The organism is Cupriavidus phytohabitans, assembly GCF_000426345.1.
Classification (GTDB): domain Bacteria; phylum Pseudomonadota; class Gammaproteobacteria; order Burkholderiales; family Burkholderiaceae; genus Cupriavidus.
Window position 1 is genome coordinate 107,792 of the sequence record NZ_AUFE01000002.1, and the last position, 25,183, is coordinate 132,974.

The following is a 25,183-nucleotide window of genomic DNA, read 5'->3' on the forward strand; positions in this document are numbered from 1 at the left end:
GCTGGTGCCGGCACGCGGCAGGACTGTTTCGGTCAGATCTTGAACACCGGGGCGCCGTGGCGCTCCAGCAGTGCTTCGATCAGTGCCATATCGGTGATTTCCGGGGTACGGTCTTCAACGGCGCGCGACGGGCCGCAATAGGTGGCCGTGACGTGGCGCCTTACGGTCAGCACGCCGGCTGCCGGCGGCTCGATCCGTACCTCCTGCCACGGGGTATGCCGGTAGGTGCCTGCCTGCCAGCCGTCCGGCGTCAGGTGCAGCGATTCCCATTCTTCGATGGTCGACATGGTCGGTTCTCCTTTGCGGTGAGATGGATCATTGGGGAACGACATGGGCCGCTGTGGCGCATGTCGTGGCGAAGCATCCCGGCTACGACTTGTGTCGATAGTTGATACGTCCCTTGGTCAGGTCGTATGGCGACATTTCCAGCGTGACGCGGTCGCCCGCCAGCACGCGGATGCGGTTTTTCTTCAGGCGGCCGGACGAATAAGCCCAGACCTCGAACCCGTTTTCCAAAATCACGCGGAAACGGTTGTCCGGCAGCACTTCCGATACCTTGCCGCCAAATTCCACCAGTTCTTCTTTAGCCAAGGAGGCTCCTTGCGTAAGCGGCGCCGGCACGGCGCACGCTGTTGTGACGGCCCTGCGGCCGGGGAATAGGCGTTACTGCAGGCACAGCCGCGCCGCGGCGCGCTCGCCGGCACAGCGGGCTGACCGGCGCGCGCTGGCTTCCGAATGGTGCGTGTCGTGGCGCATGGCCACGTTGGCGACGATGCGCTCCGCCCCGTTGCGGTATTCGGCGATCATGTAGGTCGCGAACCAGAGGCCGGGTTCCTGCTGGATCGGGTAGACCGAAACGGTATAAGGGTTGTGGATGTGGCTGCTGCCCTGGCGTTGATGATGGTTGTGGTTGCTTTGCTTCAATGTGTGCCTGTTCATGAGGCGCGGCCGCGGGCGGCGCGATGCATCGGTGCGATGCAGGTAGCGCGGGATGGCGACCGTTCGCCGTTGCTGTAGGCCAGCGTCGGGGCTCGCGTTCGGCGCAAGCGGGGAATCTGGCGGGAAGTGGACCATGCCTGCGCAAACCGGTGCGCTACAAGGGGCGCAGTGGTTGCGGAGCGGACGTGCCGCCGGTCGGGTAGGGTGATGGGCGATGCCGCCCAGGGAACTCCGGGATCAAGCCCGGGCCGCCGCCGATATGCTTCTTGTGGGATTGTCTTGCGGCGGGCGCACTGGCGTCGGGCGTGGCCCGATCCATGCGTAAGAAAGCGAATGATACCACTTCTGCGCCGGGCCTGCCTGCGTGCGGGCAAGGCCACCCCGTGGAGGCCGCATCAGGCGCTCAGGTTTCGCTGATCTGCGCGAAGCGCTGCGACAGGAAATTGATCAGCTCCCGCACTGACGGAAGCAGTCCCCGCCGCGACGGGAACACCGCGTGGATCACGCCGCCCTTGATCGACCAGCCGGCCAGCACCCTCACCAGGCGGCCGTCGCGCAGTTCGTCGCTGACCATCATCACCGGCAGTTGCACCAGGCCGGCGCCGGCCACCGCGGCGGCGCGCAGCATGATCATGTCGTCGGTGACCAGCCGGGGCTTGTGGTGCAGTTCGGCGCTGGCGCCTTCGGGGCCGTGCAGCGCCCACACATGCGTGGGACGCGGCGGGCCCAGGTCCAGCGTCGGCAGCGGGTTCAGGTCGGCCGGCGTCGACAGCCGGGGCAGGCCCTCCACCAGCCTGGGGCTGGCCACGATGCACCACGCACGCTCGGCCAGCACGCGCATCACCAGGTCGCTGTCTTCCAGCGGCGGCACGCGCACGCGGATAGCCAGGTCCATGCCTTCGGCGACCACGTCCACGCGGCGGTTGGTGGCTTCCAGGTGCACCGTGACCTTCGGGTTGGCGGCCATGAAATCCGAAATCATTTCGCCCACGCGGGTATGCAGCAGCGCCACGGGGCAAGTCATGCGCACCAGGCCGCTGGGTTCGGCGCGGGTGCGCTCGATCACGCTCTCGGCGGCCTCCGCTTCGACCAGCATCGCCTTGCAGTGCGCGTAGTAGGTCTGGCCGAGTTCAGTGACGGAAAAGCGCCGCGTCGAGCGCTGGATAAGGCGCACGCCCAGCCGTTCTTCCAGCATGGCCACGCGCCGGCTCAGCTTGGACTTGGGGATGCCGAGCACGCGCCCCGCCGGCGCGAAGCCCTGGTGGTCGACTACCTGCGCGAAGTAATACAGGTCGTTGAGGTCTGGATGCAACGGCGGCTCCTGTCGTCCTGCCAGTAGGACGCTGAGGGCAGATTTTCGAGCCTACCGGGGCCATCTGCCAAGACCTATGCTTTTGCCACACGGTTGGTTCCACGGCGTCGGCGCTACGGCCACCGTATTCCAGTCCACTGTGCAAGGAGAAAGGGAGATGACCACCCCCGCCAATTTCAACGGCAAGCGCCCCGCAATCGATCCCGCCGATACGGCCATGCTGCTGATCGACCACCAGAGCGGCCTGTTCCAGACCGTGGGCGACATGCCGATGCCCGAACTGCGCCTGCGCGCCGCCGCGCTGGCCAGGATGGCAACGCTGTGCAAGCTGCCCGTGATCACCACGGCCTCGGTGCCGCAGGGTCCCAACGGCCCGCTGATCCCCGAGATCCACGAGAACGCCCCGCATGCCAGATATGTCGCGCGCAAGGGTGAGATCAACGCGTGGGACAACCCCGACTTCGTTGCCGCGGTGAAGGAAACCGGCAAGAAGACGCTGATCATCGCCGGCACCATCACCAGCGTCTGCATGGCGTTCCCTTCGATCAGCGCGGTCGCCGATGGCTACAAGGTGTTCGCGGTGGTCGATGCCTCCGGCACCTACTCAAAGATGGCGCAGGAAATCACGCTCGCGCGCATCGTCCAGGCCGGCGTGGTGCCGATGGACACGGCCGCGGTCGCCTCCGAGCTGCAGCAGAGCTGGAACCGCCCGGACGCGCAGCAATGGGCCGAGGTCTATACCAGGATTTTCCCCGCCTACCAGTTGCTGATCGAGAGCTACATGAAGGCGCAGGACGTCGAGAAGAAGCACGAGGTGCTGGACTCCCAACGCTGACGTTATCTGCACAGGAAAGGTTTTTATCCACGGGAACGACCGGTGAGTAATCCTCCGGCCGTGCCCGTTTTCACAGGAGCACGCCATGAGCAAGGCCTACAAGCGCCTGGACAAGAGCCAGGCAGCCGTCCTGATGGTCGATCACCAGGCCGGCCTGCTGTCGCTGGTCCGGGATATCGAACCCGACAAGTTCAAGAACAACGTGCTGGCATTGGCCGACCTGGCCAAGTATTTCAAGCTGCCGACCATCCTGACCACCAGCTTCGAAGACGGCCCCAACGGTCCGCTCGTCCCCGAGCTGAAGCAGATGTTCCCCGACGCGCCGTTTATCCCGCGGCCGGGCCAGATCAATGCCTGGGATAACGAAGACTTTGTTGCGGCGGTGCGCGCCACCGGCAAGAAGCAGTTGCTGATCGCGGGCGTGGTCACCGAAGTCTGCGTGGCATTCCCTGCGCTGTCGGCGATCGAGGAAGGCTTCGAGGTCTTTGTCGTGACCGATGCTTCCGGCACCTTCAATGAGATCACGCGCGATTCCGCGTGGCGCCGCATGTCAGAGGCCGGCGCGCAGCTGATGACGTGGTTCGGCGTGGCATGCGAGCTGCACCGCGACTGGCGCAACGATATCGAAGGGCTGGGAACGCTGTTCTCGAACCATATCCCGGATTACCGCAACCTGATCACCGCATATACGACGGTGAAGGGCGGGAAATAATCGGCAATGCCGGCAGGCGTGCCGGCGGTTTGCACTCCTCGGGTTGCGCCCCTCCCCCGCTTGCGGGAGAGGGGCAGGGGGAGAGGGCGGGCCGCGGCCATGCCGACGAGCGAGGTCAAGCTCAAGCCTGCTTCACCGCGGCGCCCACAGCCGCTCGCTCAACCTCGTCATGCGCCGAGGCCGACCGGCGGTGGTTGATCAGCGACACCGCCAGCACCGCGATCACCGCCGGGATCGCCATCGCCATGAAGTTCTGCTGCAGCGGCAGCGACATCCCCACCAGCACGCCGATCACGATTGGCGCCAGGATCGCGCCGCTGCGGCCTACGCCCGAGGCCCAGCCGATGCCGGTGCCGCGCACCGCCATCGGGTAGAACTGGCCGGCGTAGGCATAAGTGACGATCTGCGTGCCGATGGTCGAGGCACCGGCCAGCCCCACCACCACGAACAGCGCGGCGGTCGGCATCGGGTAGCCCAGCAGCGTGATCGAGATCGCGGCCAGCGCATACATGCCGATCAGCACATGCTTGATCGGCAGGCGGTCGGCCAGCCAGCCGCCGCCGACGGCGCCGATCATCGCGCCGAAGTTCAGCACCAGCACGAAGGTCAGCGCGGAACCCAGGCTGTAGCCGGCGGCGGCCATGAGCTTGGTCAGCCACGAGCTGAGCGCATACACCATGAACAGGCACATGAAGAACGCGACCCAGAACATTGCCGTGCTGAAGCCACGGCCGTCCTGGAACAGGCGGCGGATCGGGGCGCCGCCGGCCGTCTTGCCGTCCCTCTCGTCGGCGGGCAGGACGAAGGCGTCGCCCGGCTGCGGTCGGTGCGACGGCACCAGCCGCGATACCACGGCCTGCAGCGTGGCGGTCTGCCCGGTGCGGATCAGGTAGGGCATCGATTCCGGCAGCGCGCGCAGCACCAGCGGGACCAGCAGCACCGGCAGCCCGGCGGCCAGGAACACCGACTGCCAGCCGTAGCTCTCGATCAGGCCCTTGCCCAGCAGCGCGGCCAGCATGCCGCCGACCGAGTAGCCGCTGAACATCAGCGTCACCAGCGTGCCGCGCAGCTTGCGCGGCGAGTACTCTGTCATCTGCGCCACCACGTTGGGCATCACGCCGCCGATGCCCAGCCCTGCCAGGAAGCGCGTGACGCTGAACGTGACCGGATCGCTGGCAAAGCCCGCGGCCGCGGTGAACACGCTGAACAGCCCGATGCAGATGGCGATGGCGCGCCGGCGACCGATGCGGTCGGCCACGGTGCCGAGGAAGATCGCGCCGAACATCATGCCGAACAGGGCCGAGCTGACCATGAAGCCGGCGCTGGTGGCGGTAACGCCCATCTGCTTCATGATCGACGGCAGTGCGATGCCGGCGACCGCGAGGTCATAGCCGTCGAAGATGATGATCAGCGCGCACCAGAACAGGATCTGCGCATGGAAGCGGTTGAAGCGGGCCTCGTCGGCCAGCTGGTGGACATCGATCTGACGCATGGTTGTCTCCGGTATGGTGGGATGGCGCGTGCTTACGCCATTGCTACGGCGCGCTCTGCGGCGGCCTTCAGTTCGCGCTCGCGCAGCACGAAGCGCTGGATCTTGCCCGTGGCGGTCTTGGGCAGCGTGTCGACGAATTCGATCGCACGCGGATACTTGTATGCGGCCAGCCGCTCCTTGACGAAGGCCTTCAGCTCGGCGTCGCCCAGCTGCGCGCCGGACTTCAGCACCACGAAGGCCTTGGTCTTGACCAGCCCGTCCTGATCCGGCACGCCGACCACTGCCGCCTCCAGCACGGCGGGGTGCTGCACCAGCGTGGCCTCGACCTCGAATGGCGAGACGTAGATGCCGCTGACCTTGAGCATGTCGTCGCTGCGTCCGGCGTAGCTGTAGGTGCCGTCGGCGTTGCGGACGTACTTGTCGCCGCTCTTGGTCCAGCCGCCGCGGAAGGTCTCGCGCGATTTCTCGCGGTCGGCCCAGTACATCATCGCGGCGCTGGGGCCCTGGATATAGAGGTCGCCGATCTCGCCGTCTGGCACCGGCTGGCCGGATTCGTCGCGCAGCTCGATGGCGTAGCCCGGCACCGGCCACCCGGTGGTGCCGTAACGCACCTGCCCCGGGCGGTTGGACAGGAAGATATGCAACATCTCGGTGGAGCCGATGCCGTCGATGATTTCGCAGCCGAAATGCGCGGTGAAGCGCTGGCCGATGTCGGCGGGCAGCGCTTCGCCTGCCGATGAGCACAGCCGCAGCGCCACGTCCGCGCGCGCGGGCAGTGCGGGATTGGCGAGCATGCCGGCGTATCCCGTGGGCGCGCCGAAGAACACCGTGGGCTTGTGTTCCAGCCAGCGGCGGAAGGTGGCCTCGGGCGTGGGCCGCTCGGCCATCAGCACCACGGTTGCGCCGACGCTCAACGGAAAGCTCAGGCCATTGCCGAGCCCGTAGGCGAAATACAGCTTGGCCGCGGAGAAGCAGGTGTCGTTCTCGCGCAGGCCCAGCACCGGACCGGCGTAGATCGCGGCGGTCCAGTATGGGTTGCCGTGGCTGTGCACCACGCCCTTGGGCCGTCCGGTGGAGCCTGAGGAGTACAGCCAGAAGCCCGGATCGTCGCAACGGGTCGCGGCCGGCACCGCCAGCGGGGTTTGCGCGGCGAGCACGGTGTCGAGCGACGCCATGCCTTCAGGCAACGGGCCTTGCGCGCGCGAGACAAATACCTTGTCCACCTCGTGCCCGGGCCGCGCGAGCGCATCCTGCAGCACCGGCAGCAGCGCCGCCGAGACCAGCACCGCCTGCGCGCGGCTGTGCTGCAGCATGTAGACGTAGTCATCGGCGGTCAGCAGCGTGTTGACCGCCACCGGCACGATGCCGGCGTACATCGCGCCCAGGAAGCTCACCGGCCAGTCGGTGCAGTCGTGCATCAGCAGCAGCACGCGTTCCTCGCGGCGCACGCCGGCGCCGAGCAGTGCCGCGGCCATGCGCCGCACCTGCTGCGCCAGCTCCCCGTAGGTGAGCCGGCCATCGTCATCGATATAAGCGGTCTTGTCCGGGCGCCCGGCATTGCACGCCAGCAGGTGCGCGGCAAAGTTGAAGGACGCGCCCGGCGGCTGCACCGGGACGTCTGCGGTGGTGGCGGTCATGCTTGTCTCCCCGTTACTGGTGTACGGTGTGCTGCGCGCCGCCATGCGAGGGCGGCGCGGTGAAGGAGCGGTGAAGGAGCGGTGAAGGAGCGGTGAAGGCGCGGTGAAGGCGTGTGAACCGGTGGTCAGGCCAGCGTGCCGAGTACCCCGGTGCTGGCCTGGATCGCGCTGCGGCGATGGTAGAAATGCAGCGCGCGCAGGCCGCCCAGTTCCTCGCCGCCGCCGGCGCGGCCGGGGCCGCCATGCAGCGATTGCGGCATCACGTTGCCGTGGCCGGTGTGCAGCTGTGCGACGTCGGGCGAGATCACATGCACGCGGCCGTGACTGCCGGCCAGTTCGACCGCCGCGGCGGCGAGCGCCGCGGCATCGCTGCCATAGAGCGAGGCCACCAGCGAACCTTGGCCGCGGCGCACCAGCGCGAGTGCATGCGTGGTATCGCGATAGGGCAGCAGCGTGGCGACCGGGCCGAACACCTCGGTGTCGTGCACCGCCGCGGCCGCATCGGCATCGCTGGCGCCGAGCAGCGTCGGCCCGATGCAGCAGGCCACGGCCGGATCGGCGTCGATCAGCGGCTGCCGCGTGCCGTCGTGCAGCACCTGCGCATGCTGGCGCAATGTCGCAAGCCCTTCGGTGACCGCATCGAACTGTGCGCGGCTGACCAGCGCGCCCATGCGCACCGCGTCGTTGCGCGGATTGCCGACGGTGACTTTCGACAGCCGCGCGCCGATCGCTTCGGCGGCCTGCCCGTAGAGCGCATCGGGCACGAACACGCGGCGGATCGCCGTGCATTTCTGCCCGGACTTGACTGTCATCTCGCGCACCACCTCCTTCACCAGCAGGTCGAACGCGGCGGTGTCCGGCCCCGCCTGCGACAGCAGCACCGCGCTGTTGATGCTGTCCGCCTCGATATTCACGCGCACCGAACGCTCCGCGATGGCCGGATGCGAGCGGATCACCGCCGCGGTATCGGCCGAGCCGGTGAACGACACCACGTCGAACGGCTGCAACTGGTCGAGCAATCCTGCCGAGCTGCCGCAGATGACCGACAGCGCGCCCGTCGGCAGCACGCCGGCCTCGACCACGTCGCGCACCATGCGCTGGGTCAGCCACGCCGTGGCGGTGGCGGGTTTGACGATCACCGGCACGCCCGCCAGCAGCGCGGGGGCAGCCTTCTCCCACAGGCCCCAGCCTGGAAAGTTGAAGGCATTGATAAACAGCGCTACGCCGCGCGTGGGCACCAGCACGTGCTGCGACTGGAACAGCGGATCTTTGCCAAGGCGCGCGGCCTCGCCATCGGGCAGGTAATGCCGGTCGCCGAGCGTGTCGCCCAGCTTTGCATACGTGCCCAACGTGAAGATTCCGCCATCGATATCGACTGCGGAATCATTCTTCACCGTGCCGCTGTTGGCGGTCGCGATCTCGTAATAGGCGTCGCGGTTGGCCTGCAACACCTTGACGACATCGGCCAGCAGCGCGGCACGCTGGCGGTAGGTCAGTGCGCGCAACGCGGCACCGCCCTGTTCGCGGGCAAAGGCAAAACCGGCCGGCAAGTCCAGCCCGGTGGCGTCCACACGCACCAGTTCATCGCCGAGCACCGGATCGAACAGCGCCGTGCCGGCACCGCTGCCGGCCTGCCACTTGCTGCCGAGATAGTCGGAAAGCAATTCAGTCATTGGAGATCTCTCAGCGCGTGAAGTCGATGCGGCCTTCCGGCAGCAGGTAGAGCACCAGCGCACGGCCGTTGCTGACGGTGGGGCGGTGCGCGCTGCCCGCCGGGCATACCAGCCAGCCTGCCGGGCGGCCGTCGAATTGCGCGTCGCCATCCAGCGGCATGATCAGGTCGATCTCGCCGTTGGGATGCGTATGGTGTGGACCGGCAATGTCCTGCATGTCGACCACGTCGACGGAGAAGCCGTGCAGGTCGTCGGCGGGCTTGAAGATGCGGCCATAGCGGATGCCGCCGCCTTCACGGTCGCACAGCCATCCTTCGGCCACGCCGGCCTCGCAGCTCGCCTTCAGTTGTTGGTAGGTGGCGCTGCCGGTGCCGTGCTCGGCATTGAGCCAGGCGTCCAGTGCCGCATCGAGCGGCCGGCCGGCAAGCTGCGCAGTAAGTTGCGCAATCTGCTCGCGGAACTGGTTGGGGGACAGGGGGGAAGACATCCAGGAGGCTCCGTCTGATTCAGCCATTGCTATCGAAGGCTTCATGCATTATTGTGCATGTATGAAAAGTAGAACCTCCGAGAAATCATGTCAAGCACTATATTGCATGAATCTGGGTTAGCCCGGGATGCGCGCCTGCAAGATGATTCAGGCGTGGCCGTTGCCAACGGCGCGGAGAAGAACCCCTTCCTGGTCGCGTTGGGCGAGCGCGTGCGCGACCTGCGCGCGCGCCGCGGCCTGACGCGCAAGGCCGCGGCGCAGGCCGCCGGGGTGTCGGAGCGGCACCTGGCCAACCTGGAATATGGCAGCGGCAACGCGTCGATCCTGGTGCTGCAGCACATTGCCGACGCGCTGCAGTGTTCGCTGGCCGGGCTGCTGGGCGACGTGACCACGTCTTCGCCGGAATGGATCCTGCTGCGCGAACTGCTGGAGCACCGCGACGAAGCCACGTTGCGGCGCGTGCGCATCGCCGTGGGCGAGATGCTCGGCACCGGCGGCGAGAATGCCGTGCAGGCGGCGCGCAGCCCGCGCGTGGCGCTGATCGGCCTGCGCGGCGCCGGCAAGACCACGCTCGGCGGCATGCTGGCCGAGGACCTGGATTTCCCGTTCGTCGAGCTGAGCCGCGAAATCGAGAAGTTCGCCGGCTGCAGCATTGCCGAGATCCAGGGGCTGTACGGCATGAACGCCTACCGCCGCTACGAACGCCGGGCGGTGGAAGAGGCCATCCAGATCTATCCGGAAGCCGTCATCGCCACGCCTGGCGGCCTGGTTTCCGACCCGGCCACCTTCAACCTGCTGCTGGCCCACTGCACCACGGTCTGGCTGCAGGCCGATGCCGAAGACCATATGGAGCGGGTGCGGGCACAGGGCGACTTCCGTCCGATGGCGGCCAGCAAGGAGGCGATGGAAGACCTGCGCCATATCCTGGCCGGCCGCGCCGCGTTCTATTCCAAGGCGGAGTTCTCGCTGAATACCAGTGCGCAGCCGCTGGAGCCAACCTTCGCGGCGCTGCGCGAGCTGGTGCGCACGGCGTTGCAGATGCCAGGCTGAGCCGGGCTGGTCCGGGTCTCCTGTCAGCGGCGGCACTTCGGTGCCGCCGTTTTTGTTGGCCGGGCGGCGCGAAAGCCGCTATATGAACTGAAAAGGTGGCGCGTTCGCCATACCCTCAAAAATCTGCACAATAGTGCTTGCAAGAATTTCTGTTGATGAACTATAGTTCGTTTCAACAGATTCCCGCTCATGCACTATGGTGCAGTTCAATCGAGGAGAGACCGCCGTGACCACCGCCCCCCGCGTCGAATACCAGACCACCCCCGCGCAGTACAAGCACCTGAAGCTGAAGTTCGAAGGCCCTGTCGCCACGCTGGCGGTGGATATCGACGAGAACGCCGGCCTGCGTCCCGGCTACAAGCTCAAGCTGAACAGCTACGACCTTGGCGTCGATATCGAGCTGAACGATGCGCTCAGCCGCATCCGCTTCGAACACCCCGAAGTGCGCACCGTGGTGGTTACCAGCGGCAAGGACAAGGTGTTCTGCTCGGGCGCCAACATCTTCATGCTGGGCGTCAGCAGCCACGCCTGGAAGGTCAACTTCTGCAAGTTCACCAACGAGACCCGCAACGGCATCGAGGATTCCTCGCAGCACAGCGGCCTGAAGTTCCTGGCCGCGGTCAACGGCGCCTGCGCCGGCGGCGGCTATGAACTGGCGCTGGCCTGCGACGAAATCCTGCTGGTGGACGACCGCTCGTCGGCGGTGAGCCTGCCGGAAGTGCCGCTGCTGGGCGTGCTGCCGGGCACCGGCGGCCTGACCCGCGTGACCGACAAGCGCCATGTGCGCCATGACCTTGCCGATATCTTCTGCACCACCACTGAAGGCGTGCGCGGCCAGCGTGCCAAGGACTGGCGGCTGGTCGACGATATCGCCAAGCCGGCGGTGTTCGCGCAGAAGGTGCAGGAGCGCGCGCTGGCGCTGGCCGCGCAGAGCGACCGCCCGGCCGATGCGCAGGGCGTCGCGCTCGCGCCGATCGAGCGCACCATCGAAGCCGATGCGCTGCGCTATACGCACGTGACCGTGGAAATCGACCGTGCCGGCCGCACCGCTACCTTCACGGTGAAGGCGCCGACGGGCACGCAGCCGCAGAATCTTGATGAAATCGTGCAGGCCGGCGCCAACTGGTACCCGCTGCAACTGGCGCGCGAACTGGAAGACGCGATCCTGTCGATGCGCACCAATGAGCTGGATATCGGCACCTGGCTGATCAAGACCAGCGGCGACGCCGCCGCGGTGCTGGCCACCGACGCCACGCTGCTCGCGCACAAGGACCACTGGTTCGTGCGCGAAACCATCGGCCTGCTGCGCCGCACGCTGAGCCGCCTGGACGTGTCGTCGCGCAGCCTGTTCGCGCTGATCGAGCCGGACTCCTGCTTTGCCGGCACCTTCCTGGAACTGGCGCTGGCCTGCGACCGCAGCTACCACCTGGCGCTGCCCGACGACGAGGCGCGCGCGCCAAGGATCACCGTGGCGGAAGTCAACTTCGGCCTGTACCCGATGGCGACCGGCCAGAGCCGCCTCGGCCGCCGCTTCTACGACGAACAGCCCGCGCTCGATGCCGTGCGCGCCAGGGCCGGCCAGCCGCTCGACGCGGATGCCGCCTACGCGCTGGGCCTGGTCACCGCCAATCCCGACGATATCGACTGGACCGACGAAATCCGCATCGCGCTGGAAGAGCGCGTGGCGATGTCGCCCGATGCGCTCACCGGCATGGAAGCCAACCTGCGCTTCAACGGCCAGGAAAACATGTTCACCCGCATCTTCGGCCGCCTGACCGCGTGGCAGAACTGGATCTTCCAGCGTCCCAACGCGGTCGGCGACAAGGGTGCGCTCAAGGTCTACGGCAAGGGCGACAAGGCCGCCTTCGACTGGAACCGCGTCTGATCCGCACCGCAACGCAACGAACGACAACCGAATCGTCCCGAAGGAGACACCATGTCCGGCATCAACTACAGCGACAAGATCCCCAACAACGTCAACCTGAGCGAAGACCGCACCCTGCAGCGCGCGCTCGAGCAATGGCAGCCCAACTACCTGAGCTGGTGGAACGACATGGGCCCGGAAGGCTCGCATACCCATGACATCTACCTGCGCACCGCGATCAGCGTCGACCCGCAGGGCTGGGCCCACTTCGGCCACGTCAAGATGCCGGACTACCGCTGGGGCATCTTCCTGAACCCCGCCGAGGCCAACCGCAAGATCCACTTCGGCGACCACAAGGGCGAGGACGCGTGGCAGGACATTCCCGGGGAATATCGCGCCAACCTGCGTCGCATCATCGTGACGCAGGGCGATACCGAGCCGGCATCGGTGGAGCAGCAGCGCCACCTGGGCCTGACCGCGCCCAGCATGTACGACCTGCGCAACCTGTTCCAGGTGAACGTGGAAGAGGGCCGCCACCTGTGGGCCATGGTGTACCTGCTGCACAAGTACTTCGGCCGCGACGGCCGCGAAGAAGGCAAAGCGCTGCTGGAGCGCCGCAGCGGGCAGCAGGACAACCCGCGCATCCTGCAGGCGTTCAACGAGCAGACCCCCGACTGGCTGTCGTTCTTCATGTTCACCTACTTCACCGATCGCGACGGCAAGTTCCAGCTGTGCGCGCTGGCCGAGAGCGCCTTCGACCCGCTGGCACGGACCACCAAATTCATGCTGACCGAGGAAGCGCACCACATGTTCGTCGGCGAGAGCGGCGTGTCGCGTGTGATCCAGCGCACCTGCCAGGTGATGAACGAACTGAAGACAGACGACCCGGCGAAGCTGCGTGCCGCCGGCGTGATCGACCTGCCGACCATCCAGCGCTACCTGAACTTCCACTACAGCGTCACCATCGACCTGTTCGGCGCGGATGAGTCGAGCAACGCCGCCACCTTCTACAGCACCGGCCTGAAGGGGCGCTACGAAGAAGGCAAGCGCATGGACGACCACGTGCTCAAGGGCCAGACCTACCGCATCCTGCAGGCGCAGAACGGCCAACTGACCGAGAAGGAAGTGCCGATGCTCAACGCGCTCAACGAAGTGCTGCGCGATGACTACATCAAGGACAGCATGGCCGGCGTCGAGCGCTGGAACAAGGTGATCGAGAAGGCCGGGATCCCGTTCCGCCTGAAGGTGCCGCACAAGGCCTTCCACCGCAATATCGGCGCGCTCGCCGGCGTGAAGGTATCGCCCGACGGCCGCGTGGTTTCCGACGCCGAATGGCGCGATTTCCGCGACCAGTGGCTGCCCACCGAAGGCGACCGCGCCTTTGTCGCCAGCCTGATGGGCCGCGTGGTCGAGCCGGGCAAGTTCGCCAACTGGATCGCGCCGCCGGTCATGGGCATCAACCGCCAGCCGGTGGATTTCGAGTACGTGCGCTTCAACTGAGCCAAGGTCTTAACCATCCCTCCCTGTTTGCTCCCCTCTCCCGCATGCGGGAGAGGGGCCGGGGGAGAGGGCCGGCGCATCCACGAAGCGCCATGGCATCAACGACCCTCAGCCCGGACGCCCCTCATCCTGTGGAGACCGCCATGGACATGGCCGAAATTCAAGTCATCAAGCAGCACCTGATCGATCCCGAGATCTGCATCCGCTGCAACACCTGCGAAGCCACCTGCCCGGTGGGCGCGATCACGCATGACTCGCGCAACTACGTGGTCGATGCCGACAAGTGCAACCTGTGCATGGCCTGCATTTCCCCGTGTCCGACGGGATCGATCGACAACTGGCGCGCCATGCCGAAACTGCGCGCCTACAGCATCGAAGAACAGCTCACCTGGGACGCGCTGCCGGAAGAGCTGTCGCCCGAGCAACTGGCCGACCTGGCGCCAGGCGCCGACCTGCAGACCGCCGCGCCGGAACCTCCAGCCGCGTCGCTGCTGTCCGGTACCGTCGAGGAAGCATTCAGCAGCGCCCGCTATGGCGCCACCGTGCCGCCGTGGTCCGCCGCGCATGCCTACACGAACCTCTATGGCGCCAAGTCCGCGCAGAAGACCATCACCGCCACGGTGACCGGCAACGTGCGCGTGACTGAGGTCGGCCGCGAATACGACACGCACCACATCGTGCTGGATTTCGGCACGACGCCCTTCCCGGTGCTCGAAGGCCAGTCCATCGGCATCGTGCCGCCGGGCACCGACGCCAGTGGCCGCCCGCACCACGCGCGCCAGTACTCCATCGCCAGCGCACGCAACGGCGAGCGGCCGGGCTACAACAACCTGTCGCTGACGATCAAGCGCGTGCTGCAGGACCACGACGGCAACCCCGTGCGCGGCGTTGGCTCGAACTACATGTGCGACCTGAAGGTGGGCGACAAGGTGGAGGTGATCGGCCCGTTCGGCGCCAGCTTCCTGATGCCCAACCATCCGCGCTCGAACATCGTGATGATCTGCACGGGCACCGGCAGCGCGCCGATGCGGGCGATGACGGAATGGCGCCGCCGCCTGCGCAAGGCCGGCAAGTTCGATGGCGGCAAGCTGATGCTGTTCTTCGGCGCGCGCACGCAGGAGGAACTGCCGTACTTCGGCCCGCTGCAAAAGCTGCCCAAGGACTTCATCGACATCAACCTGGCGTTCTCGCGCACGCCCGGCCAGCCCAAGCGCTATGTGCAGGACCTGATGCGCGAACGCGCAGCGGACCTGGCGGCGCTGCTGGCTTCACCGGATACGTACTTCTATGTCTGCGGGCTCAAGAGCATGGAAGAGGGCGTGGTGCTGGCGCTGCGCGAGGTGGCACAGCAGGCTGGGCTGCATTGGGAGACGCTGGCAGAAGGGTTGAAGCGAAACGGGCGGCTGCATCTGGAGACGTATTGAGGGGTGATGGGCGCAGCTGGTACCACCGCCTCTCCCGAAGGCGCCCCTCTCCCGCCCGCGGGAGAGGTGCAAACAGGCGCGAGTCGAAACGGCTCAGCCATGCGCAAACCGCCTGCGCAACACCTTCCCCGCATCCATCAATTTCCCCTCCGCCACCTCCACCGTGCGCTGCAGGTAATCCTCGCTCGCCGCCAGCAGCGGACCATACATCCCACTGCACATCTCCCGCGCCGTGCGCCCGGGCCAGTCCTGCGGCAGCAGCGCCTCCGGCAGGTTGGGATCGCGCAGCAGCACGCGCCGGTATTCATGCACCAGCAGCGTCCGCACAAAATAGGCATCGACCGGCGGCAGATGCGCCGCTTCGTCCGCCAGCGGTGAAAAGCGCCGCAGCAGCGCCTGCCACGCCTGCGCCACATCGCCCAGCTTGAACGTCTGGTGCATCAGCGCCTGTAGCGGCCGGATCGAGAACGCCTCCAGGCTGCGTGCTTCCATCACCGCCACATATTCCTGCGCATGCGCCGCGTGGAGGATCTCGCGCAGCGAGGCCAGGTCGGCATTCGGGTGCGCCATCACGCCGGGCGCGATCGCGCCGAACCCTTCCCACTGCAGTTCCCGCTTCAGCTTCTGCCGGACCGTGGCGCGTACGTCACCGCGCACCATCACCAGGGTCCAGCGGCCGTCCCAGTCGGGCGCCTCGCCCGCGTAAATGCGCTTGCCGGCGTGCAGCACGCGTTGCAGTCCGGCTTCCGACAGTCCGTAGTAGCTGCGCCGTCCGATCCTGGTGGCGCTCAGCCAGTCGTCCGCGGTCAGCCGGAACGTGGCCGTGCGCACCAGCCGGTCGTTGATGCCGAACGGTGCCGCGAGGTGGATCAGGCTCCCCAGCCAGATCGACTGCGGGCGCGGCGCCACCACGTCGCCGAACAATGTCGACAGCATGGCATTGGCGCCCAGCTTCAGGCCGCGCGCCAGCCGGGCAATGCGCGGAGAGGGTTGTTCCGAGTCAGCAGAAGTCGCCATTTGCGGGCCTGAAAGTGATACATATTTGTCCGTTGCTTGAATCAAATTGTATCACTACCATGCATTGCAACTGACGCGATTGACCCAGATCAAGCGCAAATCAAGACCTCAAAGAAGCGGAGCATGCATGTACGCACAGCTGGTGGAGACAGGAGCAACAAGGCTCCGCGCGATGGAAGAGATGGACCCGCAGGAGCGCGCGTTCCAGTCCCGTGTGGATGACGGCATCAAGATCGAGGCCAAGGACTGGATGCCGGAGGCTTACCGCAAGACCCTGGTCCGCCAGATCTCGCAGCATGCGCATTCGGAAATCGTTGGCCAGCTGCCGGAAGGCAACTGGGTGACCCGCGCGCCCACGCTGGAGCGCAAGGCCGTGCTGCTGGCCAAGATCCAGGACGAAGCCGGCCACGGCCTGTACCTGTACAGCGCGGCGGAAACGCTGGGCGTGTCGCGCGACCAGATGCTGGGCGACCTGCATTCGGGCAAGGCCAAGTATTCCAGCATCTTCAACTACCCCACGCTGTCCTGGGCTGACATCGGCATGATCGGCTGGCTGGTCGATGGCTCGGCCATCATCAACCAGGTGCCGCTGTGCCGCTGCTCGTACGGCCCGTATGCGCGCGCCATGGTGCGCGTGTGCAAGGAAGAGTCGTTCCACCAGCGCCAGGGCTACGACATCCTGCTGAAGCTGTGCAACGGCACGCCCGAGCAGAAGCAGATGGCGCAGGACGCGCTCAACCGCTGGTGGTGGCCCGCGCTGATGATGTTCGGCCCGTCCGACGGCGATTCGCCGAACAGCGCGCAGTCGATGCAGTGGCGCATCAAGCTGTTCTCCAACGACGAGCTGCGCCAGAAGATGGTCGACCAGACCGTGCCGCAGGCCGAGTACCTGGGCCTGACCATTCCCGATCCCGAACTCAAGTGGAACGAGGAACGCGGCCACTATGACTTCGGCGAGATCGACTGGGCCGAGTTCTACAACGTGATCCAGGGCAACGGCCCGTGCAACCGCGACCGGCTGCGCACCCGCGTGAAGGCCTGGGACGACGGCGCATGGTTCCGCGACGCGCTGGTGGCGCACGCCGATAAGCAAGACCGGCAGGCTCGGCAAGCCGCCGCCTGACCCATGCGGCGCAGCGCGCCGCTCCCCACATCGAATCGTTTTACACAGGAGGTTGCCATGAAAGAGTGGCCGCTTTGGGAGATCTTTATCCGCAGCCAGCACGGCCTGGCCCACAAGCACGTGGGCAGCCTGCACGCGCCGGACGGCGAAATGGCGATCAACAACGCCCGCGACGTCTACACGCGCCGCAATGAAGGTGTCAGCGTCTGGGTGGTGAAGGCCAGCGACGTGATGGCCAGCAGCCCCGGCGACAAGGGCCCGCTGTTCGAGCCCGCCAACAGCAAGGTCTACCGCCACCCGACGTTCTTCCCGATGCCGGAAGCGGTCAAGCACATCTGAGACGGCCAGGACCATGGACAACCACAAGCTCGCTCATCTTCACGAGTATCTGCTGCGCCTGGGCGATTCCACGCTGGTGCTCGGCCAGCGCCTGTCGGAATGGTGCGGCCGCGGCCCGGCGCTGGAAGAGGACATCGCGCTCACCAACGTCGCGCTCGACCTGATCGGCCAGACCCGCCTGTGGCTCGGCTATGCCGCCGAAGTGGAAGGCGCCGGGCGCACCGCCGACCAGCTGGCATTCCTGCGCGATGCGCACCAGTTCCGCAACCTGCTGCTGGCGGAACAGCCCAACGGCAGCTATGCCGATACGCTGGCGCGCCAGTTCCTGTTCGATACGTGGCACTACTTCCAGCTCGAAGCGCTGCAGCGCTCCACCGATGCGCGCATTGCTGAAATCGCCGCCAAGTCGCTCAAGGAAGTGACCTACCACGTGCGCCGCAGCGCCGACCTCGTGGTGCGGCTGGGCGATGGCACCGAGGAAAGCCACCGCCGCATGCAGGATGCGTTCGACGACCTGTGGATGTTCACCGGCGAACTGTTTGAAGCCGATGCGGCCGAAGCCGAGCTGGCGCGCGACGGCGTGGTTCCCGATCCCGCCACGCTGGCCGAACCCTGGCAGCGCCATGTCGGCGAAGTGCTGGAAGAAGCCACGCTGCGCATGCCCGCCGGCCAGTGGGCGCAGAGCGGCGGCCGCCACGGCCGTCATACCGAACACCTTGGCTACCTGCTGGCCGAGATGCAGTTCCTGCAGCGCGCCTATCCCGGCGCGCAGTGGTGAGCATCATGACCGTGCAAGCGCTGGACCGTGCCGCCGTGGAACAGGTCTGGACCTGGCTCGACACGGTGCCCGACCCCGAAATCCCCGTGATTTCCGTGGTGGACCTCGGCATCGTGCGCGACGTGGCGTGGGAAGGCGACGCCTGCGTCGTCACCATCACGCCGACCTATTCCGGCTGCCCGGCCATGACCGTGATCCGCGAGGGTATTGAAAGCGCGCTCGCCGCGCAGGGCGTGGACAAGGTCCGCGTGCAGACCCGGCTGGCGCCGGCCTGGACCACCGACTGGATGACCCCGCGCGGCAAAGCCAGCCTCGCCGGCTACGGCATCGCGCCGCCGGCGCAGCAGGTGATCGATATCAGCGGCATCAGCCGCAAGGCAGGCAGGGGACCGGCGGCGCTGGTGGTGGCCTGCCCGCACTGCGGCTCGCGCCATACGCGGCTGGTCAGCCAGTTCGGCTCGACCGCGTGCAAGGCGCTGTACCGCTGCGGCGACTGCAAAGAGCCGTTCGACTACTTCAAGGCTCACTGAGAAGGAAAGGTGGGGAGATGAGCAAATTCCATGAACTGACGGTGGCCTCGGTCACGCGCGAGACCCGCGACGCGGTGGCCGTGACCTTCGCCGTGCCGGACGAGCTGGCCGATGCCTACCGCTACGTGCAGGGCCAGCACCTGACGCTGCGCACCGGCATCGATGGCGAGGATGTGCGCCGCTCGTACTCGATCTGCTCGGCGGTGCAGGACGCGCAGCTGCGCGTGGCGATCAAGCGCGTCGACGGCGGGTTGTTTTCCAACTGGGCCAACGAGCAGTTGCAGCCGGGCATGAAGCTGGAAGTGATGCCGCCATCCGGCCATTTCCACGTGCCGCTGTCCGCCACGCACGCGAAGCACTACGTTGCCTTCGCCGCCGGCAGCGGCATCACGCCGATGCTGTCGATCATCAAGACCACCTTGCACGCGGAGCCGGAGAGCCGCTTCACGCTGTTCTACGGCAACCGCGCCTCGTCGTCGGTGCTGTTCAAGGAAGAGCTGGAAGACCTGAAGGATACCTACCTGCAGCGCTTCAACCTGGTGTTCGTGCTCAGCCGCGAGCAGCTCGACATCGACCTGTTCAACGGCCGCATCGACGGCGACAAGGTCAACGCGCTGCTGGAGCACTGGGTCAGTCCGCAGGACATCGACGTCGCCTTTATCTGCGGCCCGCACTCGATGATGGAGGAGGTCTCGCAGGCGCTGCTTGACAATGGCGTCGACAAGACCCGCATCAAACGCGAGCTGTTTGCCACCAGCATTCCGTCGGCGCGGCCCGCCGCGCATGCGCACAAGCAGGTCGGCCAGCAGCAGTGCGAAGTGACCGTGATCCAGGACGGCCGCACCCGTTCCTTCACGCTGGAGAAGAACAAGGAAACGGTGCTCGACGCCGCGCTGGCGCAGGGCATCGAGCTGCCGTACTCATGCAAGGGCGGGGTCTGCTCGACCTGCCGCTGCAAGCGCATCGAAGGCGAGGTCGACATGGACGTCAACTTCGCGCTGGAAGACTACGAGGTCGCGCGCGGCTTCATCCTGAGCTGCCAGAGCTACGCCGTCAGCAACAAGCTGGTGATCGATTTCGACCAGGAAACCTGAGGCGTTCTCCTGCCATCCCAAATACCCAGATTCAATTTCGCCCCCGGAGCAAGCCGTGTCCCATCCGTTTTTCGAACGCCACCAGGCGCTGCTGGAACAAGCCACCCAAGCCATCGCCGCGCGCGGCTACTGGAGCCCGTTCGCCGAAATGCCGAGCCCCAAGGCCTATGGCGAAACCGCCAACGCCGACGGCAAGGCCGCCTTCGAGGCGCGCCTGAACCAGCCGTTCGCGCTGTCGCAGCCGGGCACCATCGGCCAGGCCGGCAAGGAAGTCTCGCCATACGGCCCGGAACTGGGCGTCACCTATCCCAGGCCTGACCTCGACCAGCTCTTTGCCGGCGTTGCCAGGGGCATGCCCGCCTGGCGCAAGGCCGGCCCGGAAGCATGGGTCGGCGTGTCGCTGGAAATCCTGCAGCGCCTGAACCGCCGCAGCTTCGAGATCGCCTACGCGGTCATGCACACCACCGGCCAGGCCTTCATGATGGCCTTCCAGGCCGGCGGCCCCCACGCGCAGGACCGCGGCCTGGAAGCCGTGGCCTACGCCTGGGACGAACTGCGCCGCATCCCGAAGCAGGCCACGTGGGAAAAGCCGCAAGGCAAGAACGAACCGCTGCGCATGGAAAAGCGCTACACCGTGGTGCCGCGCGGCGTGGGCCTGGTGATTGGCTGCTGCACCTTCCCGACGTGGAACGGCTATCCGGGCCTGTTCGCCAGCCTGGCGACCGGCAATGCGGTGGTGGTCAAGCCGCATCCGGGCGCGATCCTGCCGCTGGCGATCACCGTCGAGGTGGCGCGTGAAGTGCTGGAAGAAGCCGGCTTCGACCCGAATATCGTCACGCTGGTGGCCAACGACCCGAGCGAGCGCATGGCATCGAAGCTGGCGCTGCTCCCCGAAGTGCGCCTGATCGACTTTACCGGCAGCACCGCCAACGGCGACTGGCTGGAGCGCAACGCGCACCAGGCGCAGGTGTACACCGAGAAGGCCGGCGTCAACCAGATCGTCATTGACTCCACCAGCGACTTCAAGGGCATGGTGCGCAATATCGCCTTCTCGCTGTCGCTGTACTCGGGCCAGATGTGCACGGCGCCGCAGAACATCTACGTGCCGAAGGACGGCATCGATACGCCGGAAGGGCGCGTCAGCTTCGACCAGGTTGCCGCGGCGATCGGCGAAGCCGTCAACAAGCTGACGGCTGATCCGGCCAAGGCGGTGGAACTGATCGGTGCGATCCAGAACGACGGCGTCGTGGAACGGATCGAATCGTCGCGTGCGCTGGGCGAGATCGTTGCCGACAGCCGCGTGCTGGCGCATCCCGAATTCCCGGACGCGCGCATCCGCACGCCGCTGGTGCTGAAGGTCGATGCCACGGACGAAGCGAAGATCATGCAGGAACTGTTTGGCCCGATCTCCTTCATCGTGGCGACCGACAGCACCGCGCACAGCATCGAACTGGCGCACCGCGGCGCGAAGACGCACGGCGCGCTGACGCTGTCGGCCTACACCACCGATGCCGGCGTGACCGAAGGCATCCGCGACGCCGCGGAAGACGCGGGCGTGGCGCTGTCGCTCAACCTGACCGGCGGCGTGTTCGTCAACCAGTCCGCCGCGTTCAGCGATTTCCACGCCACGGGTGCCAACCCCGCGGCCAATGCATCGCTGTCCGATGCGGCCTTCGTCGCCAACCGCTTCCGCGTGATCCAGAGCCGCTCGCATATCTGATCTGATCGCAAGGCCTGCAGTACCCCGGCGCCGGCCCCCCCTCGCACGCGGCGCCATCATAACGAGATGGAGTAGACAATGGTGCAACGCAACCCCAACCCTAACGAGCTGGAGCCGATCGAGCGCGCCAGCCGCGACGAACTGCAGGCGCTGCAGCTGCAACGGCTCAAATGGAGCGTGCGCCATGCCTACGACAACGTGCCGCATTACCGCAAGGCGTTCCAGGCGGCTGGGGTGCATCCGGACGACCTGAAGTCGCTGTCGGACCTGTCGAAGTTCCCGTTCCTGACCAAGCAGGACCTGCGCGACAACTATCCGTTCGGCATGTTCGCGGTGCCGCGCGAGCAGGTGGCGCGCGTGCATGCGTCGAGCGGCACCACGGGCAAGCCGACCGTGGTCGGCTATACCGCGAAGGATATCGATACCTGGGCAAGCGTGGTGGCGCGCTCGATCCGCGCCGCGGGCGGGCGCGCCGGCGACCTGGTCCATGTCAGCTATGGCTACGGGCTGTTCACCGGCGGGCTGGGCGCGCACTACGGCGCCGAGAAGGCGGGCTGCACGGTGATCCCGATGTCGGGCGGACAGACCGAGAAACAGGTACAGCTGATCCGCGAGTTCCAGCCCAACATCATCATGGTGACGCCGTCGTACATGCTGAACCTGATCGAAGAGATGGAGCGGCAGGGCATGGACCCGTCGGAAAGCTCGCTGAAGGTCGGCATCTTCGGCGCCGAGCCCTGGACCGACGCGATGCGCGCGGAGATCGAGGCGCGCGCGGGCATCGACGCGGTGGACATCTATGGCCTGTCCGAAGTGATGGGGCCGGGCGTGGCTTGCGAATGCATCGAGAGCAAGGATGGCCCGGTGATCTGGGAAGACCATTTCTATGCCGAGATCATCGACCCGGTGACCGGCGAGGTGTTGCCCGATGGCGCGGAGGGCGAGCTGGTGTTCACCTCGCTGACCAAGGAGGCGCTGCCGGTGATCCGCTATCGCACGCGTGACCTGACGCGGCTGCTGCCGCCGACTTCGCGTTCGATGCGCCGCATCGGCAAGATCACCGGACGGTCGGACGACATGCTGATCATCCGTGGCGTCAACGTGTTCCCGTCGCAGATCGAGGAACTGATCCTGAAGGCGCCGGCGCTGGCGCCGCAGTACCAGCTGGTGGTGACGCGCGACGGGCATCTCGACAAGCTGGAGGTGCGGGTCGAGGCCCGGCCGGAGCGGTCTTCGTCGCTGTCGGCGGATGACCGGGCGGCGCTGGAGCGGGATCTGAAGGACCAGATCAAGACCTATGTCGGCGTGACCACGCGGGTGCAGGTGGTGGCGGCCGAGGGGATCGAGCGCACCACGGTTGGCAAGGCACGGCGCGTGCTGGACATGCGGCCGAAGGTCACGCACGAACAGCCGGTGGGTGCGATCTGACAGCGCTACGCTTCACTACCATCGCCAGCACAGGCTCCCCTCTCCCGCAAGCGGGAGAGGGGTGGGGGTGAGGGTGGGAATTTCCACGAAGTGCAGCCGCATCGCACTTGCCACACGCCTGCCCTCACCCCCGGCCCCTCTCCCGCGCGCGGGAGAGGGGAGCAAACCGGCGACATTCAAGACATAACGAACGAAATCCAACTGATGGCAGCCACCCAGAGCCGCCACGCCACCCCTGCGCCAAAGGAGACAACCATGGACGCGCGACAACTCGAATCCATCCAGAACCACCCCGACTTTATCCGCCTGATCCACGGACGCACGCGCCTGGGCTGGTCGCTGACGCTGATCATGCTGGCGGTCTACTTCGGCTTCATCCTGCTGCTGGCTTTCTCGCCCGCCACGCTCGGCACGCCGGTTGCCGGAGGCGTCATGACGGTTGGCATCCCCGTCGGCGTGGCGGTGATCGTCGCCGCCGTGCTGCTGACCGCGATCTACGTCCACCGCGCCAACCGCGACCTGGACCCGCTCAACGAACGCGTGCGCAAGGAGTGCCAAGCATGAAGCCGGTACACCGTTTCCTCGGCGCCGCCCTGTGCTGGCTGGCAGCCACCGCCGCCACGGCGGCCCCCGCGATCCAGGGCGAAGCCGCGCAGCGGCCGCTGAACTGGAGCGCCATCGTGATGTTCCTGCTGTTCGTCCTGTTCACGCTCGGCATCACCCGCTGGGCCGCGCGGCGCACCCGTTCGGCGTCGGACTTCTATGCGGCCGGCGGCGGTCTCACCGGCTTCCAGAACGGCCTGGCGATTGCCGGCGACATGGTGTCGGCCGCGTCGTTCCTCGGCATCTCGGCCATGATGTTCGACAAGGGCTACGACGGGCTGATCTACGCGCTCGGCGTGGTGGCCGGATGGCCGATCATCCTGTTCATCGTCGCCGAACGCCTGCGCAACCTCGGCCGCTACACCTTTGCCGACGTGGTCTCGTACCGGCTCGCGCAGAAGCCGGTGCGCATCACCGCCGCGTGCGGCACGCTGACCGTGGTCATCATGTACCTGGTCGCGCAGATGGTCGGCGCCGGCAAGCTGATCGAGCTGCTGTTCGGCACCAGCTATGAATCGGCGGTGGTCATCGTCGGCGCGCTGATGGTGCTGTACGTGATGTTCGGCGGCATGCTCGCCACCACCTGGGTGCAGATCATCAAGGCGCTGCTGCTGCTCGGCGGCGTGACCTTCATGGCGGTGATGGTGCTGGCCTATTTCGGCTTCAGCCCGGAAGCGATGTTCGCCAGCGCGGCCAAGGTGCATGACAAGGGCACCGCGATCCTTTCGCCGGGCGGGCTGGTGTCGAACCCGATCGATGCGATTTCGCTGGGTGTCGGCATGATGTTCGGCACCGCCGGCCTGCCGCACATCCTGATGCGCTTCTTCACCGTGGCGGATGCCAAAGAGGCGCGCAAATCCGTGCTCTACGCCACCGGCTTCATCGGCTATTTCTACGTGCTGATCCTGGTGGTGGGCTTCGGCGCGATCGTGATGGTGGGGGCGGATCCGGCCTATCGCGACGCGGCGGGCAAGCTGATCGGCGGTAGCAATATGGTGGCTGTGCACCTGTCCCACGTGATCGGCGGCGACCTGTTCCTCGGCTTTATCTCGGCGGTGGCATTCGCGACCATCCTGGCGGTGGTGGCGGGGCTGGCGCTGTCGGGCGCGTCGGCGGTGTCGCATGACCTGTACGCCAACGTGTTCCGCCGCGGGCAGGCCAATGAGAAGGACGAGATCCGCGTGTCGAAGATCGCCACGCTGGTGATCGGCGTGCTGGCAATGGTGCTGGGCGTGATGTTCGAGAAGCAGAACATCGCCTTCCTGTCCGGGCTGGTGCTGGCGATCGCCGCGTCGGTCAACTTCCCGGTGCTGTTCCTGTCGATGTTCTGGAAGGGGCTGACCACGCGCGGCGCGGTGGCGGGCAGCCTGGCGGGGCTGGTGTCGGCGGTGGTGCTGCTGGTGCTGGGCCCGACCGTGTGGGTCGGTATCCTCAAGCACCAGCAGGCGATCTTCCCGTATGCCAACCCGGCGCTGTTCTCGATGACGCTGGCGTTTGCCGCCGCCTGGCTGGTGTCGGTGCTGGACCGCTCGGCGCAGGCGAGCGCCGAACGCCAGCGCTACGGCGCGCAGTTCGTGCGCGCCATGACCGGCATCGGCGCGGCCGGTGCCAGCCAGCACTGAGCCA

Annotated in this window: 24 protein-coding genes; 15 read left to right on the forward strand and 9 right to left on the reverse strand. The window is 66.6% G+C overall.

The genetic code is table 11. The annotated features are described in order from the left end of the window. Positions 1-32 precede the first annotated feature (32 nt). From K309_RS0102165 to K309_RS0102180, 4 genes are all read right to left on the reverse strand, one after another. On the reverse strand, positions 33-287 hold the full coding sequence (locus K309_RS0102165; RefSeq protein WP_029044880.1) for a hypothetical protein: 255 nt from the start codon (positions 285-287) through the stop codon (positions 33-35). An 82-nt stretch (positions 288-369) separates the two neighbouring features. Then, positions 370-591 (reverse strand): translation initiation factor IF-1, encoded by a 222-nt coding sequence (gene infA / locus K309_RS0102170; RefSeq protein WP_008646230.1) that lies wholly within the window; start codon positions 589-591, stop codon positions 370-372. A 72-nt stretch (positions 592-663) separates the two neighbouring features. Next, on the reverse strand, positions 664-924 hold the full coding sequence (locus tag K309_RS0102175; RefSeq protein WP_232232299.1) for an isochorismatase: 261 nt from the start codon (positions 922-924) through the stop codon (positions 664-666). A 418-nt stretch (positions 925-1,342) separates the two neighbouring features. Beyond that, the gene (locus K309_RS0102180) at positions 1,343-2,251 is read right to left on the reverse strand and encodes a LysR family transcriptional regulator (RefSeq protein WP_029044882.1); all 909 of its coding nucleotides are present in this window, start codon (positions 2,249-2,251) and stop codon (positions 1,343-1,345) included. A gap of 157 nt (positions 2,252-2,408) precedes the next feature. Between K309_RS0102180 and K309_RS0102185 the strand changes: the two genes are divergently transcribed. Then, entirely contained in the window at positions 2,409-3,086 is a 678-nt protein-coding gene (locus K309_RS0102185; RefSeq protein WP_029044883.1) for an isochorismatase family protein, read from the forward strand. A gap of 85 nt (positions 3,087-3,171) precedes the next feature. Continuing rightward, complete coding sequence (gene ycaC / locus K309_RS0102190; protein ID WP_029044884.1) at positions 3,172-3,798, forward strand: isochorismate family cysteine hydrolase YcaC; 627 nt, start codon at positions 3,172-3,174, stop codon at positions 3,796-3,798. Positions 3,799-3,919: 121 nt separating this feature from the next. Here ycaC and K309_RS0102195 read toward each other — a convergent pair whose 3' ends face one another. The 4 genes from K309_RS0102195 to K309_RS0102210 all read right to left on the reverse strand — a co-directional run bounded on the left by K309_RS0102195 (position 3,920) and on the right by K309_RS0102210 (position 9,075). After that, the gene (locus K309_RS0102195) at positions 3,920-5,290 is read right to left on the reverse strand and encodes an MFS transporter (RefSeq protein WP_029044885.1); all 1,371 of its coding nucleotides are present in this window, start codon (positions 5,288-5,290) and stop codon (positions 3,920-3,922) included. Between the two features lie 32 nt (positions 5,291-5,322). Further along, positions 5,323-6,927, reverse strand: a complete 1,605-nt coding sequence (locus tag K309_RS0102200) for a benzoate-CoA ligase family protein (protein ID WP_029044886.1) — start codon at positions 6,925-6,927, stop codon at positions 5,323-5,325. Between the two features lie 125 nt (positions 6,928-7,052). Beyond that, entirely contained in the window at positions 7,053-8,600 is a 1,548-nt protein-coding gene (locus K309_RS0102205) for a 3,4-dehydroadipyl-CoA semialdehyde dehydrogenase (protein WP_029044887.1), read from the reverse strand. Positions 8,601-8,610: 10 nt separating this feature from the next. Continuing rightward, positions 8,611-9,075, reverse strand: coding sequence for a DUF4863 family protein (locus K309_RS0102210; RefSeq protein ID WP_029044888.1), 465 nt, complete (start codon positions 9,073-9,075; stop codon positions 8,611-8,613). A 99-nt stretch (positions 9,076-9,174) separates the two neighbouring features. Here K309_RS0102210 and K309_RS0102215 point away from each other — a divergent pair, with 99 nt between their 5' ends. From K309_RS0102215 to boxA, 4 genes are all read left to right on the forward strand, one after another. Further along, the gene (locus K309_RS0102215) at positions 9,175-10,137 is read left to right on the forward strand and encodes a helix-turn-helix transcriptional regulator (protein WP_029044889.1); all 963 of its coding nucleotides are present in this window, start codon (positions 9,175-9,177) and stop codon (positions 10,135-10,137) included. 226 nt (positions 10,138-10,363) lie between these two features. After that, positions 10,364-12,022 carry a 2,3-epoxybenzoyl-CoA dihydrolase gene (boxC, locus tag K309_RS0102220; RefSeq protein ID WP_029044890.1) on the forward strand — a complete coding sequence of 553 codons (1,659 nt, stop codon included), beginning with the start codon at positions 10,364-10,366 and terminating at the stop codon, positions 12,020-12,022. A 51-nt stretch (positions 12,023-12,073) separates the two neighbouring features. Continuing rightward, a complete protein-coding gene (boxB, locus tag K309_RS0102225; RefSeq protein ID WP_029044891.1) occupies positions 12,074-13,501 on the forward strand; it encodes a benzoyl-CoA 2,3-epoxidase subunit BoxB in 1,428 nt (475 codons plus the stop codon). Positions 13,502-13,644: 143 nt separating this feature from the next. Next, a complete protein-coding gene (gene boxA / locus K309_RS0102230) occupies positions 13,645-14,925 on the forward strand; it encodes a benzoyl-CoA 2,3-epoxidase subunit BoxA (RefSeq protein WP_029044892.1) in 1,281 nt (426 codons plus the stop codon). Between the two features lie 93 nt (positions 14,926-15,018). Here boxA and paaX read toward each other — a convergent pair whose 3' ends face one another. Next, a complete protein-coding gene (gene paaX / locus K309_RS0102235; RefSeq protein WP_029044893.1) occupies positions 15,019-15,942 on the reverse strand; it encodes a phenylacetic acid degradation operon negative regulatory protein PaaX in 924 nt (307 codons plus the stop codon). Positions 15,943-16,069: 127 nt separating this feature from the next. Here paaX and paaA point away from each other — a divergent pair, with 127 nt between their 5' ends. The 9 genes from paaA to K309_RS0102280 all read left to right on the forward strand — a co-directional run bounded on the left by paaA (position 16,070) and on the right by K309_RS0102280 (position 25,179). Then, positions 16,070-17,065, forward strand: a complete 996-nt coding sequence (gene paaA / locus K309_RS0102240) for a 1,2-phenylacetyl-CoA epoxidase subunit PaaA (protein WP_029044894.1) — start codon at positions 16,070-16,072, stop codon at positions 17,063-17,065. Between the two features lie 57 nt (positions 17,066-17,122). After that, positions 17,123-17,404: a 1,2-phenylacetyl-CoA epoxidase subunit PaaB gene (gene paaB / locus K309_RS0102245; protein WP_029044895.1), complete on the forward strand. Its 282-nt coding sequence runs from the start codon at positions 17,123-17,125 to the stop codon at positions 17,402-17,404. A 13-nt stretch (positions 17,405-17,417) separates the two neighbouring features. Continuing rightward, complete coding sequence (paaC, locus tag K309_RS0102250; protein WP_029044896.1) at positions 17,418-18,182, forward strand: 1,2-phenylacetyl-CoA epoxidase subunit PaaC; 765 nt, start codon at positions 17,418-17,420, stop codon at positions 18,180-18,182. Between the two features lie 5 nt (positions 18,183-18,187). Further along, a complete protein-coding gene (paaD, locus tag K309_RS0102255; RefSeq protein WP_029044897.1) occupies positions 18,188-18,712 on the forward strand; it encodes a 1,2-phenylacetyl-CoA epoxidase subunit PaaD in 525 nt (174 codons plus the stop codon). A 17-nt stretch (positions 18,713-18,729) separates the two neighbouring features. Beyond that, the gene (gene paaE / locus K309_RS0102260) at positions 18,730-19,806 is read left to right on the forward strand and encodes a 1,2-phenylacetyl-CoA epoxidase subunit PaaE (RefSeq protein ID WP_029044898.1); all 1,077 of its coding nucleotides are present in this window, start codon (positions 18,730-18,732) and stop codon (positions 19,804-19,806) included. A 55-nt stretch (positions 19,807-19,861) separates the two neighbouring features. Continuing rightward, positions 19,862-21,526: a phenylacetic acid degradation protein PaaN gene (paaN, locus tag K309_RS0102265; protein ID WP_029044899.1), complete on the forward strand. Its 1,665-nt coding sequence runs from the start codon at positions 19,862-19,864 to the stop codon at positions 21,524-21,526. 78 nt (positions 21,527-21,604) lie between these two features. After that, complete coding sequence (gene paaK / locus K309_RS0102270; protein ID WP_029044900.1) at positions 21,605-22,954, forward strand: phenylacetate--CoA ligase PaaK; 1,350 nt, start codon at positions 21,605-21,607, stop codon at positions 22,952-22,954. Between the two features lie 255 nt (positions 22,955-23,209). After that, positions 23,210-23,518, forward strand: a complete 309-nt coding sequence (locus K309_RS0102275; RefSeq protein WP_029044901.1) for a DUF485 domain-containing protein — start codon at positions 23,210-23,212, stop codon at positions 23,516-23,518. After that, a complete protein-coding gene (locus tag K309_RS0102280) occupies positions 23,515-25,179 on the forward strand; it encodes a cation acetate symporter (RefSeq protein WP_029044902.1) in 1,665 nt (554 codons plus the stop codon). The genes K309_RS0102275 and K309_RS0102280 overlap by 4 nt, the downstream gene beginning before the upstream one ends. The last annotated feature ends 4 nt before the right edge of the window (positions 25,180-25,183 follow it).